At 49.1% G+C, this 13,548-nt stretch carries 12 protein-coding genes; 11 read left to right on the top strand and 1 reads right to left on the bottom strand.

Annotated features, from left to right (window positions below; all coding sequences use genetic code 11):
• Positions 1-42 precede the first annotated feature (42 nt).
• The 11 genes from purE to purH all read left to right on the top strand — a co-directional run bounded on the left by purE (position 43) and on the right by purH (position 12,884).
• Entirely contained in the window at positions 43-528 is a 486-nt protein-coding gene (gene purE / locus AC0YN7_RS23110) for a 5-(carboxyamino)imidazole ribonucleotide mutase (RefSeq protein WP_475812383.1), read from the top strand.
• Positions 525-1,712: a 5-(carboxyamino)imidazole ribonucleotide synthase gene (purK, locus tag AC0YN7_RS23105; protein WP_475812382.1), complete on the top strand. Its 1,188-nt coding sequence runs from the start codon at positions 525-527 to the stop codon at positions 1,710-1,712. The genes purE and purK overlap by 4 nt, the downstream gene beginning before the upstream one ends.
• Positions 1,713-1,719: 7 nt before the next feature.
• On the top strand, positions 1,720-3,015 hold the full coding sequence (gene purB / locus AC0YN7_RS23100) for an adenylosuccinate lyase (RefSeq protein ID WP_475812439.1): 1,296 nt from the start codon (positions 1,720-1,722) through the stop codon (positions 3,013-3,015).
• A 16-nt stretch (positions 3,016-3,031) separates the two neighbouring features.
• Positions 3,032-3,928: a phosphoribosylaminoimidazolesuccinocarboxamide synthase gene (locus AC0YN7_RS23095; protein ID WP_475812381.1), complete on the top strand. Its 897-nt coding sequence runs from the start codon at positions 3,032-3,034 to the stop codon at positions 3,926-3,928.
• A 608-nt stretch (positions 3,929-4,536) separates the two neighbouring features.
• Positions 4,537-4,782, top strand: coding sequence for a phosphoribosylformylglycinamidine synthase subunit PurS (gene purS / locus AC0YN7_RS23090; protein WP_475812438.1), 246 nt, complete (start codon positions 4,537-4,539; stop codon positions 4,780-4,782).
• 4 nt (positions 4,783-4,786) lie between these two features.
• Positions 4,787-5,482 (top strand): phosphoribosylformylglycinamidine synthase subunit PurQ, encoded by a 696-nt coding sequence (purQ, locus tag AC0YN7_RS23085; protein WP_475812380.1) that lies wholly within the window; start codon positions 4,787-4,789, stop codon positions 5,480-5,482.
• Positions 5,460-7,706, top strand: a complete 2,247-nt coding sequence (gene purL / locus AC0YN7_RS23080; protein ID WP_475812379.1) for a phosphoribosylformylglycinamidine synthase subunit PurL — start codon at positions 5,460-5,462, stop codon at positions 7,704-7,706. Before purQ ends, purL begins: the two co-directional genes overlap by 23 nt.
• Positions 7,688-9,172 (top strand): amidophosphoribosyltransferase, encoded by a 1,485-nt coding sequence (gene purF, locus AC0YN7_RS23075; RefSeq protein ID WP_475812378.1) that lies wholly within the window; start codon positions 7,688-7,690, stop codon positions 9,170-9,172. The genes purL and purF overlap by 19 nt, the downstream gene beginning before the upstream one ends.
• A gap of 70 nt (positions 9,173-9,242) precedes the next feature.
• Positions 9,243-10,286, top strand: coding sequence for a phosphoribosylformylglycinamidine cyclo-ligase (gene purM / locus AC0YN7_RS23070; RefSeq protein WP_475812377.1), 1,044 nt, complete (start codon positions 9,243-9,245; stop codon positions 10,284-10,286).
• Positions 10,286-10,897: a phosphoribosylglycinamide formyltransferase gene (gene purN / locus AC0YN7_RS23065; RefSeq protein WP_475812376.1), complete on the top strand. Its 612-nt coding sequence runs from the start codon at positions 10,286-10,288 to the stop codon at positions 10,895-10,897. Before purM ends, purN begins: the two co-directional genes overlap by 1 nt.
• A gap of 439 nt (positions 10,898-11,336) precedes the next feature.
• Entirely contained in the window at positions 11,337-12,884 is a 1,548-nt protein-coding gene (gene purH, locus AC0YN7_RS23060) for a bifunctional phosphoribosylaminoimidazolecarboxamide formyltransferase/IMP cyclohydrolase (RefSeq protein WP_475812375.1), read from the top strand.
• Positions 12,885-13,247: 363 nt separating this feature from the next.
• Here purH and AC0YN7_RS23055 read toward each other — a convergent pair whose 3' ends face one another.
• Positions 13,248-13,502 (bottom strand): hypothetical protein, encoded by a 255-nt coding sequence (locus tag AC0YN7_RS23055; protein WP_475812374.1) that lies wholly within the window; start codon positions 13,500-13,502, stop codon positions 13,248-13,250.
• Positions 13,503-13,548 lie beyond the last annotated feature (46 nt).

The following is a 13,548-nucleotide window of genomic DNA, read 5'->3' as shown; positions in this document are numbered from 1 at the left end:
TTAATGGTTTTTATTCTTATATACGAAAGTGGGTTTGATCTCATGTCTGCGAAAGTAGGCGTCATCATGGGTAGTAAGTCGGATTGGGACACAATGAAATTGGCCTGCGACATTTTGGAGGAATTACAAATTCCTTATGAGAAAAAAGTGGTTTCGGCGCATCGAACGCCAGATCTCATGTTTGAATATGCGGAAACTGCTGTAGCGCGGGGGCTTAAGGTCATTATTGCGGGAGCCGGCGGAGCTGCACACTTGCCCGGCATGGTCGCTGCGAAGACGATTTTGCCGGTCATTGGCGTTCCTGTGAAGTCGTCGAATTTGAGCGGGCTTGATTCTCTGCTGTCGATCGTACAGATGCCAGGAGGCATACCGGTAGCAACGGTAGCGATCGGCAATGCGGGCGGCACGAATGCGGGCCTGCTTGCAGCGCAGATGATCGGAGCATTTGATCCTGAGATACAAGCGCGCGTTGAGGCTCGTCGTGAGCGCGTGAAGCAAGAGGTTCTTGAAAGCAGCGAGACGCTATGAGTAATGGAGCGGACAAGCAGAACTTGGACGAGACGGCAAGGACGTTGCTGCCAGGCAGTACGATAGGTATTCTAGGCGGCGGTCAGCTTGGCCGGATGATGGCAAACGCAGGCAGCGCAATGGGTTATCGATTCATAGCGCTTGATCCAACGCAGGATGCGCCTTGCGGTCAAGTAGCGGAACAGATTATCGCTGCTTATGACAATCGTGAAGCGGCGAGAGAACTAGCAAAGCGTTCCGATGTCATTACGTACGAGTTTGAAAATGTTGACGCCGAAGTAGCTGCCATGTTAATGGAGGAATCATATGTTCCTCAGGGCAGCAAGCTTCTATATACGACGCAGCATCGGCTGCGCGAGAAGCAGGCGATAGAAGCAGCGGGCGTGCGAGTAGCACCCTATTGTGAAGTTCGCAGCGTTGAGGAGCTGCGCGAGGGAGTAGCGCGATTCGGAACGCCTTGCGTACTGAAGACGGCAATGGGCGGCTACGACGGCAAAGGCCAATGGGTCATTCGCAGCGAGAGCGAAATTGAGGAAGCCTACGAGACGTTATCGCGCGCTCGTGTCCAGCTTGTATTAGAGCAGTTCATTCGATTTGACAAGGAATTATCAGTTATAGCGGCACGAAGCCCGCAGGGGGAAATAAAAGCGTTCCCCGCGGCGGAAAATATTCACGTCGATAATATATTGCATTTATCAATCGTTCCTGCACGTATTAGTGAAGCTTTGCAGCGTGAAGCAGAACGGCTTGCGATGCGAATCGCGGAGGGGCTTGGCGTTGTTGGGCTTATAGCGGTGGAATTGTTCGTTACGGCGGATGGTGAGCTTTACGTAAACGAGCTGGCTCCTAGGCCGCATAACAGCGGACATTACACGATGGAGGCTTGTCGGACCTCGCAATTCGAGCAGCATGTTCGTGCGATTTGCAATCTGCCGCTTGGCGATACGACGTTAATGAGCCCGGTTGTTATGGTCAATGTGCTAGGCGAGCATGTCGAGCCGCTGCTAGCTTTAATGTCTCGGCATGATGAATCAGCAGAGCGGCTTCATGCAGCGCCTAAGATTCATTTGTACGGAAAAAAGGAAGCAGTTGTGAAACGGAAAATGGGACATGTAAACGTGTTGGCGAAGGATACAGATACAGCGCTTAGCTGGATTGAAGAAACAACTATTTGGAAGGTGTGAATGATTGATGTTAGAGCGTTACAGCAGACCGGAAATGAGAGCAATTTGGACAGAAGAAAACAAATTCAAAGCTTGGTTAGAGGTTGAGCTTTGCGCATGCGAGGCTTGGGCTGAGCTAGGCGCCATTCCGAAGGAAGATGTAGTAGCGCTTCGCGCCTCCGCTGATTTCGATATTGATCGTATCTATGAAATTGAATTAGATACTCGCCACGACGTTATCGCGTTTACTCGCGCTGTATCGGAGAAGGCTGGTCCAGAGGGCAAGTGGGTGCACTATGGCCTGACGTCAACAGATGTAGTGGATACAGCTCTTGGCTACTTGTTGCTACAAGCTAACGAAATTTTGGTCAAAGACATCGAGCGTTTTATTGAGATTCTTCGTAATAAAGCGATCCAATATAAAGATACTCCAATGATGGGACGTACTCATGGCGTTCACGCGCAGCCAACAACTTTCGGCTTGAAAATGGCGCTTTGGTACGAGGAAATGAAGCGCAACCTGGAGCGTTTCCATCATGCGGCTAACGGCGTTCAGTTCGGCAAAATGTCCGGAGCAGTTGGAACGTTCGCGGACATCGATCCTTTTGTTGAAGAGTTCGTCTGCAACAAGCTCGGCATTAAAGCGGCACCGATTTCGACACAAACGCTTCAACGTGACCGTCATGCTGAATATATGGCGATGCTCGCTCTAGTTGCTTCATCACTAGACAAGTTTGCAACAGAAATTCGCGCCCTTCAGAAGAGTGAGTTCCGTGAAGTGGAAGAGCCATTTGCAAAAGGTCAAAAGGGCTCATCGGCAATGCCGCATAAACGCAACCCAATCGGCTGTGAAAATATATCCGGTCTATCTCGTGTTATTCGCGGTCATATGATTACAGCTTACGAGAACGTACCGCTTTGGCATGAACGCGACATCAGCCATTCATCGGTTGAACGGATTATTTTGCCGGATGCGACAATGCTTCTTAACTACATGCTTAACCGTCTCGGCAACATTATTAACAATCTTCAAGTGTTCCCTGAGAACATGAAGCGCAACATGCAAGCGACATACGGCGTACCATTCTCCGGCCGAGTACTGACGAAGCTGATCGACAAAGGCTTCAGCCGCGAGAAAGCATACGACACGGTTCAACCGCGCGCTATGCAAGCGTGGGAAACACAGCAGCAGTTCCGCGACATCGTTGGAGCTACGGAAGAGATTACAAGCGTGCTGTCCACAGAAGAAATCGATGATTGCTTTAACCCGGCGTGGCATCTAAAGCATGTCGATACGATATTCACACGTCTGGGATTGATCTAAGAAGGAGGCTGGCCTGATGACTGCACTAACGCAAGCTTTATCAACTGCTGTCGATTATGTAAAGGCTCCGCTTATTTATAAAGGTAAAGTTCGCGAGCTGTATGATCTTGGTGAGCATTTCCTGATCGTAGTAACTGATCGCATCTCGGCGTTTGACTATGTGCTTGACCCGGCGGTACCGGACAAGGGCAATGTGCTTAACAGTTTGTCCGCTTACTGGTTTGAGCAAACGGCTGATATTCAGACAAACCACGTTGTGCACACAGATGTGGAGAAGCTCGGAGATATCGTAACGGAGCCTGAATTACTCAAAAATCGTATTATGGTTACTCGCAAAGCTGAGCGCATAGACATCGAATGTGTCGTTCGCGGCTATATCACAGGCGGAGGTTGGAGACAATACCAACAAACGTCCGCGATTAACGGAATTGAGCTTCCAGCGGGCATGCGCAAAAACGAGCGTTTTCCAGAGCCGATCTTCACACCGGCAGCTAAAAACGATGTCGGACATGACGAGGATATTCCTTTCGAAAAAATGTCCGAGCTAGTCGGAGCTGAGCTTGCGGAAGAGCTTCGCGACCACAGCATCAAGCTGTACTCATTCGCTCATGCTTATTGCGCGGAGCGCGGCATCATCCTTGCCGACTGCAAATTCGAATTTGGTCTTATTGACGGCAAAGTCATCCTGATTGACGAAATCTTTACACCGGATTCCTCACGCTTCTGGGCTCAAGGCAACTACGCTCTGGATATTGAGATCGACAGTATGGACAAAGAACCGGTGCGCACCTACCTGCTCGGCTCCGATTGGGACCGAGACAGCAAACCAGCACCATTGCCTGACTCCGTAGTAGCCGAAACAACGGCCCGCTACCGCGACATCTACCGCCGCTTAACCGGCGTTGAACTATAAAGCCCGCAACCAGCAAAGCGCGGCTGTTAATCTCTACAGCGTCGAGCAAAGCATCGACGACACGTAAGAAACAGCCAGCAAAGCGCGGCTGTTAATCCAACCGTCGAGCAAAGCATCGACGACACAAAGCAACAGCCAGCAAAGCGCGGCTGTCAATCTCATCGTCGAGCAAAGCATCGACGACACAAAGAATCAGCCAGCAAAGCGCGGCTGATCCAGCCCTAAAGCAGGCAGCCAGCGAGAGCGCTGCTGCACCTGCACAACAAACAGAGCTTAAGCATCGCGCAAAGCTCGCAACGCACAGGCAAAGCGCGCTAATCGCGGCGCTCGCTACGTTACAGCGGCCAGCGCTAAAGCGCGCTGCCGCTAGCAACTTGCTTCACCGACCACCCTCAAAGGGTTTCACTGTGAAAATGTGTAAGCTCGGAGAGCGAGGGTTGTTGCCGAAGAGCGAAGCGATCGCTTCTTGAAGCCCGGGAAATTACCGCTCAGCGTGTAATCAAATTTCCCGGCTTCAACAGCGACGCAGGCAATAACCCACGCGCCCGAGCGACCAGCACATTTTCATCAATGTTCCCTATGAGGAAAACTCACATTTCCAGGAGGCTATTATGAAGGCTACCGTATACGTCACCATCAAACAAAACGTTTTGGATCCACAAGGAACAGCTGTGCAAGGCGCACTACACACACTTGGCTTCTCTGAAGTCAGCAAAGTTCGCATCGGAAAATATTTGGAGCTTGAGCTTGATACAACTGACCGTGCTGAAGCTGAAATTAAAGTAAAAGCAATGTGCGAGAAATTGTTCGCGAACACAGTTGTTGAAGATTACCGTTTTGAGCTGGAGGGATAAGACGATGAAGTTTGCGGTACTTGTATTTCCTGGCTCCAATTGCGACATCGATTGCTACAAAGCAGTGGAAGATACAATCGGCCAGTCTGTTGACTACGTTTGGCATACAGCTACAGATTTATCGTCGTATGACGCTATTCTAGTGCCTGGAGGCTTCTCCTACGGTGACTATCTGCGCTGCGGCGCGATTGCCCAGTTCGCGGCTGTTATGAGTGAAGTGAAAAAAGCGGCTGAAGCAGGTAAGTATATCCTTGGCATTTGCAACGGATTTCAAATATTGACAGAAGCCGGCCTATTGCCAGGCGCTCTGATCCGCAACAATGGTCTAAAATTCCGCTGCCACCAAGCACAGCTTGAAGTAGCGACCAATAAAACGGCATTTACGAATCAATATTCGCAAGGTGAAATTATTAATATACCGATCGCACACGGCGAAGGCAACTACTTCTGCGATGACGCGACACTGGCTGAGCTTAAAGCAAATGATCAAATTGTTTTCCGCTATGCGGGAGACACGAACCCTAACGGTTCAGTAGAAAACATTGCGGGCATCAGCAACAAAGCGGGTAACGTTGTCGGCATGATGCCGCATCCAGAGCGCGCGATTGATCAAATTCTTGGCTCTGAAGATGGCAAACGGATGTTTACATCGATTTTGAATGCATGGAGGGAACAACATGGCGCAGCAGTTAACAGCTAAGGAACCGACGGCAGATCAAATCGCCGATCAACGAATTTATAGCCAATTTGGCGTATCCGACTATGAATTTGAGCTTATCTGCGGCTTTCTCGGCCGTAAGCCCAACTACACAGAGATTGGCGTATTCAGCGTCATGTGGTCGGAGCATTGCTCTTACAAAAACTCTAAGCCTATTTTGAAAAAATTCCCGATCACAGGACCTCGCGTACTTATGGGACCTGGCGAAGGCGCGGGTATCGTTGACATCGGCGATAATCAAGCGGTCGTATTCAAAATAGAATCACATAACCATCCATCCGCGGTTGAGCCTTACCAAGGGGCGGCAACGGGTGTGGGCGGCATTATCCGTGATATTTTCTCCATGGGCGCTCGTCCAATCGCATTGCTGAACAGCTTGCGTTTTGGCCGTCTGGAAAATGAACGGGTTAAATATTTGTTCGAAAATGTTGTCAGTGGTATTGCTGGCTACGGTAACTGTATCGGTATTCCGACGGTTGCGGGAGAAATTATGTTCGACGAAAGCTACGAGGGCAACCCGCTAGTAAACGCAATGTGCGTTGGTCTAATCGATCATGATAAAATTCAGCGCGGCGTCGCAAAAGGTATCGGCAACCCGGTATTCTATGTAGGGCCTGCTACTGGACGCGATGGTATTCACGGAGCTACATTCGCTTCTGTTGAGCTATCCGAGGAATCCGAAGAGAAACGTACGGCTGTTCAAGTCGGCGATCCATTCATGGAGAAGCTTGTAATGGAAGCAACGCTTGAGTTAATCGATTCCGGCATCGTAGTTGGAATTCAAGATATGGGCGCAGCGGGTCTTACTTGCTCCAGCGCGGAGATGGCTTCCAAAGCGGGTAACGGCCTTGAGCTTTACCTGGACGAAGTACCTCAACGTGAGACAGGTATGACACCTTACGAAATGATGCTTTCTGAGTCGCAAGAGCGTATGCTCTTCGTTGTTGAGCCGCATCACGAAGCTCAAGCGATGGAAATTTTCGAACGTTGGGGCATTATTTGCGCCAAAGTAGGTAAAGTGACGGATGACGGACGTCTTCGTTTGTTCCACCAAGGCCAAGAGGTTGCTGATATGCCGGTTAAAGCGCTCGTTGACGAGTGCCCAGTATACGACAAGCCTTCCAAAGAGCCTGCTTATTTTAGCGAAAATGGCGCTATCGACACAAATGATTTTGCCGAGATTACAGATTTGACTGGCGCATTGGAGAAGGTACTTGCTTCCCCGACTGTAGCTAGCAAAGAGTGGGTTTATAATCAATACGATTACATGGTTCGCACATCTACTGCTGTTCAACCGGGTTCAGACGCTGCAGTGGTTACGATTCGCGGCACACGCAAAGCGCTTGCGATGACAACGGACTGTAACGGACGTTATGTGTACCTTGATCCTGAGGTAGGCGGACGTATCTCGGTTGCGGAAGCAGCTCGTAATATCGTTTGTTCCGGCGCACAGCCGCTTGCTGTTACAGATAACTTGAACTTTGGTAACCCTGAAAAGCCGGAAGTATTCTGGCAGCTTGAGAAGTCAGCTGACGGTATGTCAGAAGCTTGCGTCATTCTTGATACGCCGGTTATCGGCGGTAACGTGAGCTTGTACAACGAGAACGCTAAAGGTGCTATTTACCCGACACCGGTTATCGGTATGGTTGGTCTCGTACATGACACGGATCACATTACGACACAAGGCTTTAAAGCAGAAGGCGACGTTATCATTCTCGTTGGCGAGACGAAAGCGGAGCTTGGCGGAAGTGAATTGCAATATGTAATGCAAGGCGCTCCTTCTGGTCGTCCTCCTGAAATTGACCTAGCTACAGAGAAGAAAGTACTAGATACCGTTCTTGCAGCTATTCAAAAAGGTCTTGTAGCTTCAGCGCATGACTTGTCTGAGGGCGGTATTGCGGTTGCTGTTGCTGAATCTTGCATTAGCGGTCGTCTAGGTGCACAGGTTGCTCTTACATCTGAGCTTCGTGCAGATCACCTATTGTTCAGTGAATCGCAATCACGTATTTTGCTGTCAGCTAAGCCAGAACAAGCTGCTGCATTGCAAGCAATGCTTACAGAGCAAGGTGTTGTTAACACGCAAGTCGGTACAGTTCAAGGCAGCAGCCTGACTATCAGCATCAACGGAAAATCCGGCATTCAAGCGCCGGTACAACAACTGGAGAAGGTCTGGAAGGATGCGATTCCATGTCTGATGAAAAAATAAGACAGGAGCCTCTGCTATGGACGGGAGACTACTATAACGAAGGCATTGGCCGTGACGATATGTTTGACAAATTGCGTGAAGAATGCGGCGTATTCGGGGTTTTTAATCTCCCCGAAGCGTCCAACCTTTCTTATTATGGTCTTCATGCGCTTCAGCATCGCGGCGAAGAAAGTGCGGGTATTTGTACGGTTGATACAAGCAATGGCAATAAATTTGCTTATCACCGCGGAATGGGTCTTGTTAAGGAAGTATTCGATAAGGATAAGCTCGATACTTTGGCGGGCGACCGCTCAATCGGGCATGTTCGCTACTCGACAGCAGGGGAAAGCAAGCTTGCCAACGCGCAGCCGCTTATATTCCGCTACCGTGACGGCGACCTTGCAGTTGCTACGAACGGTAATATCGTAAACGCTCCGGAAATTCGTCGTGAGCTGGAAATGCAAGGCTCGATCTTCCAAACGTCAAGCGACACTGAGGTTATTGCCCATCTCATTGCACGCTCGCCTAAGGATTTCGAGACGGCAGCTAAGGAAGCTTTGCAGCGCCTTATTGGTGGATTCGCATTTTTGCTTATGACCAATGATAAGCTGCTTGTCGCAGCTGATCCGCACGCTCTTCGTCCGCTCGTTATGGGACGTATTGGAGAAGGATATGTATTCTCCTCTGAATCCTGTGCGTTTGAGACGATTGGCGCAGTTTATGAGCGTGACGTACAGCCGGGCGAATTGCTTATTCTCGACAAGGACGGTATGCGCGAGGATCGTTACGCTGAGGTTGACCGCCGCGCGACATGCGCGATGGAATATATCTATTTTGCTCGTCCAGACAGTGATATTAATGGTATTAACATTCATATGGCGCGCAAACGTATGGGGCGTCAGCTTGCATCAGAATCATTTGTTGATGCGGATATTGTAACGGGTGTTCCCGATTCAAGTATTTCAGCGGCGATTGGTTATGCAGAGCAAACGGGCATTCCTTACGAGCTGGGCTTGATCAAAAATAAATATACAGGCCGTACCTTCATTCAGCCTTCTCAAGAGCTTCGCGAGAAGGGTGTGAAGATGAAGCTGTCCGCCGTTCGTAAAGTCGTAGAAGGAAAACGCGTCGTCATGATCGATGATTCAATCGTGCGCGGTACGACATCACTTCGTATCGTGAACCTGCTTCGCGAAGCGGGAGCGACCGAGGTGCATGTGCGAATCACATCGCCGCCTTTCAAAAACCCTTGCTACTATGGCATAGATACACCTGATCGCAAGGAGCTTATCGCTTCTTCCCGTACGATTGAAGAGATACGGAAGCAAATCAATGCGGACACTTTATCATTCCTAAGCAACGAAGGCTTTGTTGAATCAGTTGGCGGCAATGACGGAGCGTACAATCGCGGTATGTGTTTAGCATGCTTCGATAACGACTACCCAACACCGGTTAACGAAGAGTCAGACAAAAGCTGCAGCTGCTAATTAAATAGTAAAAAAGATTATCCCTATGGAGTGAATGCTGCTCCTAAACCAGTTAAGGAGTTGACCGAAAGTGTCAGAAGCGTACAAAAAAGCCGGCGTCGATATAGCGGCGGGCAACGAAGCGGTTGAACGTATGAAGAAGCACGTAAAGCGGACTTACCGTCCAGAGGTGCTGGCAGAGCTCGGTGGCTTCGGCGGACTATTCAGCTTGAACAAGGACAAGTACGATGAGCCCGTGTTGGTATCTGGTACGGATGGAGTCGGAACAAAGCTGAAGCTTGCTTTTGCAATGGACAAACATGACACGATCGGCATCGATGCTGTAGCAATGTGTGTAAATGATATTATCGTACAAGGCGCTGAGCCTTTGTTTTTCCTTGATTACCTAGCTTGCGATAAAGTAGTGCCTGAGAAGATCGAAGCGATCGTTAAAGGCATTTCGGAAGGCTGCATGCAAGCGGGCTGCGCATTAATTGGCGGGGAAACAGCTGAGATGCCAGGTATGTATCAAGGCGGAGAATACGATATCGCGGGCTTTACGGTTGGTATTGTGGATAAGAAAAAAATGATTGATGGATCCACAATTGCTGCCGGAGATGCAGTTATCGGCTTTGCTTCCAGCGGTATTCACAGTAACGGTTTCTCCCTTGTTCGTCGCTTGCTGCTTGAGGATGCTGGCTATACGCTAGACCAAGAGCTGGCAGAGCTTGGCGGTGCGAAGCTTGGCGATGTGTTGATCGAGCCTACACGCATCTATGTGAAATCAGCACTTAAGCTGGTTGAGCAGGTTGAAGTGAAAGGTATGGCGCATATTACAGGCGGCGGTTTTATCGAAAATATCCCTCGGGTGCTTCCTGACGGAGTAAACGTCGATATCGAATACGGCTCATGGCCGATTCTACCGATTTTTGAATTGATGCAAAATAAAGGCGACATTACAAATCGTGATATGTTCACGACTTTCAATATGGGCGTTGGACTAGTAGTAGTTGTTCCAGCTGACCAAGCAAACGAAGCGTTGCGTATTGCGGGTGAGCTTGGCGAGCAAGCATATCGAATTGGTACCGTTACGGAAGGAAATCGCATCGTTACCTTTACAGGAGCGGACGTATAATGGGAGCACTACGCATCGCTGTATTCGCTTCGGGAGAAGGTACGAACTTCCAAGCGATTGTGGATGCGGTGCAGGAGGGGAAGCTCGATGGGACCATCGAGCTTCTTGTCTGTGACAAGCCTGCCGCTCCGGTAGTAGGACGTGCCGCACGCGCTGGCGTGGACACGTTCCTTTTCACGCCAAAGAACTACACGTCTCGTGAAGCCTATGAGACGGAAATTATAGCAGAGCTACAGCGCCGCGGTATTGAGCTAATCGTGCTGGCTGGCTACATGCGAATCATCACGCCGGTGCTGGTTGAGCCGTATTACGGCCGGATGATTAACATTCATCCAGCCCTGCTGCCGTCTTTTCCCGGCGTGAACGGCATCGCGCAGGCGCTCGAATATGGCGTCAAGCTGACCGGCGTCACCGTCCACTTTGTGGACGGCGGCATGGACAGCGGGCCGATCATCGCTCAGCGCCCAGTTGAAGTAGCGGACGCGGATACAGAAAGCTCGCTCGCCGAACGAATTCACGCAGCGGAACAAGCGCTGCTGCCACAGGTCATCCAGCACATCGCGCAGGGCCGCGTCTCGCTGGATGGTCGCCGCGTGACAGTGCGCTCGTAACTAACTGTAGATCTATAGACTAATGCTGACCTGTCGCAGAGTAGCTAAGTGAAAACTAGCTAGACGCGAGCCTAGAAGTGCAATTGTGCCTGGAATTCATGGAAGTTCTGAAAGCAGCCGCATAAGGAGGAGCACGAGTGCACCTCTTTTAACGAATGCTAATTGGCTAATTTGTTGGCTAAATGGTCGGTCAGTGTTATTAAAGCACATGTGGATAAGTAAGTTTTTATTTCAGATAAGTTATACACATGTGGACAAGACACTCGTCTCATTCAAATAAACATCTTTGGATGAAAGTTTTCATTAGTGGAGCTAATCACATGTGGATAAAACCAAGAATGCAGCCTTTAAACACTATAGACGCTATAGATAATTTGTTGTTCTTAAACTTTTTAAACTTAATAAAACAAGCTTTCAATTAGATGAGGAGGGAATTCGCATGGCTATTCGTAGAGCGTTAATCAGCGTTTCCGATAAAACTGGAATCGTAGAGTTTTCAAGAGAATTGGCGAACCAAGGTGTGCAAATTATTTCTACAGGCGGCACTTTCAACCTGCTGCAGAAGGAAGGCGTCCCGGTAATCGGTATTTCTGACGTAACAGGCTTCCCGGAAATTATGGATGGACGCGTCAAAACATTGCATCCTGCCGTACACAGCGGATTGCTTGCAGTGCGTGATAACGAAGAGCACCAGAATTCGATGAAGGAGCTTGGTTTCGATTATATCGACCTCGTAATCGTTAACCTGTATCCGTTCAAAGAAACGATTGCTAAGCCAGATGTTTCTTATGAGGATGCTATTGAGAACATCGACATCGGCGGCCCTACTATGCTTCGTTCCGCAGCCAAAAACCACGCTTTCGTAACAGTTGTTGTAGACGCGGGAGACTATGGAACGATTATAGAAGAAGTTAAAGCACAAGGTGACACAACGCTTGAGACTCGTAAACGTCTTGCAGCAAAAGTGTTCCGTCATACGGCTTCTTACGATTCACTTATCGCAGACTACCTCTCGAAGCAAATGGGTGAGCCTCTACCTGAGACTTACACAGTTACTTATGAGAAAGTGCAGGATCTTCGTTACGGAGAAAACCCACATCAAAAAGCTGCATTTTACAGCAAGCCGCTTGCAGCATCTGGCAGCGTAACAACAGCTGAGCAGCTGCATGGCAAAGAGCTTTCCTACAATAACATTAGCGATGCGAACGCTGCACTTGCAATTCTTAAGGAATTTGACGAGCCTGCAGTAGTAGCAGTTAAACATATGAACCCTTGCGGCGTAGGAATTGGTGCTACGATTCACGAAGCGTATCAAAAAGCATACGCGGCTGACCCTACATCGATTTTTGGTGGAATTGTAGCTGCTAACCGTACAATTGGTGCGGATACAGCTGAATTGCTTGGCGGTATTTTCCTAGAAATTATTATTGCACCGGACTTTACTCCTGAGGCACTTGATGTGCTGACGAAGAAGAAAAACATTCGTTTGCTTAAGCTTGGTCAACTGACCGCAGCTGGCGAACGCAAACCAGAATGGAACGTAACGTCGGTTGACGGCGGCATGCTTGTGCAAGAGAGTGATGTGCACAGTGTGAAAGAAGAAGACTTGCAGGTTGTAACCAACCGTAAGCCTACTGAAGAAGAAATGAAGCAATTGTTGTTCGGCTGGAAGGTCGTTAAGCATGTGAAATCGAATGCGATTTTGCTTGCGAAGGACGACATGACAGTTGGTGTTGGAGCTGGTCAAATGAACCGCGTTGGCGCTGCGCGCATTGCGATTGAACAGGCTGGCGAAGCGGCAAAGGGTTCTGCTCTTGCGTCGGATGCATTTTTCCCAATGGGCGATACGGTTGAGCTCGCAGCAAAAGCAGGCATTACAGCAATCATTCAACCAGGTGGCTCGATAAAAGACGAAGAGTCGATTGCGGCTGCAAACGCGCATAACATTGCGATGGTTCTGACAGGCGTTCGTCACTTTAAACACTAATCAGTCTTATTGAGAGTGCTCATTATGCTCATTATGTCCCTTTGTATAGTACCTCAACAGTACTGAGCACTTCCGGATGAGCTCTACCTCACTAACCCTGTGCAGTCCATAGATACGCTGGGGATTAGCTGGGATTAGTGAGGTAGCTTCATTAGTAATGAGCATTACCTCACTAACCCTGTTGCAGCCCACGGACACGGCAGGGATTAGTGGAGTAGCTTCACTACTAATGAGCATTACCTCACTAATTCCGTGCAAAGCATCGGGTATGGCTGAGATTAGTGAAGTAGCTTCACTAGTAATGAGCTTATCCTTACTAATTCCGTGCAAAGCTTCAGTTGTGGTTAGGATAGTGAGGTACCCTCACAAATTAGTGAAGCTAAACTCATTAATCGAAGCAGGTTTTCCCGTATAAAAGCCAATAGTGAGGTAAAACTCACTGCCCATGAAGAAAACTTCACCAGTTATGAGCTTTACCTCACTAATTCCGTGCAAAGCATCGGGTATGGCTGGGATTAGTGAGGTAACTTCACCAGTAATGAGCATTACCTCACTAATTCCGTGCAAAGCATCGGGTATGGCTGGGATTAGTGAGGTAGCTTCACTAGTAATGAGCATTACCTCACTAATTCCGTGCTATCAGCGGATACGGCAAGGATTAGTG

The sequence above is a fragment of the Paenibacillus sp. J31R122 genome (assembly GCF_056269185.1).
This window is presented reverse-complemented; position numbering and strand designations above follow the sequence as displayed.

Bases quoted from the DNA above. Each gene is read 5' to 3' on its own strand.
- purE (WP_475812383.1), top strand. From the start codon at position 43: ATGTCTGCGAAAGTAGGCGTCATCATGGGTAGTAAGTCGGATTGGGAC.
- purK (WP_475812382.1), top strand. From the start codon at position 525: ATGAGTAATGGAGCGGACAAGCAGAACTTGGACGAGACGGCAAGGACG.
- purB (WP_475812439.1), top strand. From the start codon at position 1,720: ATGTTAGAGCGTTACAGCAGACCGGAAATGAGAGCAATTTGGACAGAA.
- AC0YN7_RS23095 (WP_475812381.1), top strand. From the start codon at position 3,032: ATGACTGCACTAACGCAAGCTTTATCAACTGCTGTCGATTATGTAAAG.
- purQ (WP_475812380.1), top strand. From the start codon at position 4,787: ATGAAGTTTGCGGTACTTGTATTTCCTGGCTCCAATTGCGACATCGAT.
- purL (WP_475812379.1), top strand. From the start codon at position 5,460: ATGGCGCAGCAGTTAACAGCTAAGGAACCGACGGCAGATCAAATCGCC.
- purF (WP_475812378.1), top strand. From the start codon at position 7,688: ATGTCTGATGAAAAAATAAGACAGGAGCCTCTGCTATGGACGGGAGAC.
- purN (WP_475812376.1), top strand. From the start codon at position 10,286: ATGGGAGCACTACGCATCGCTGTATTCGCTTCGGGAGAAGGTACGAAC.
- purH (WP_475812375.1), top strand. From the start codon at position 11,337: ATGGCTATTCGTAGAGCGTTAATCAGCGTTTCCGATAAAACTGGAATC.
- AC0YN7_RS23055 (WP_475812374.1), bottom strand. From the start codon at position 13,502: ATGCTCATTACTAGTGAAGCTACCTCACTAATCCCAGCCATACCCGAT.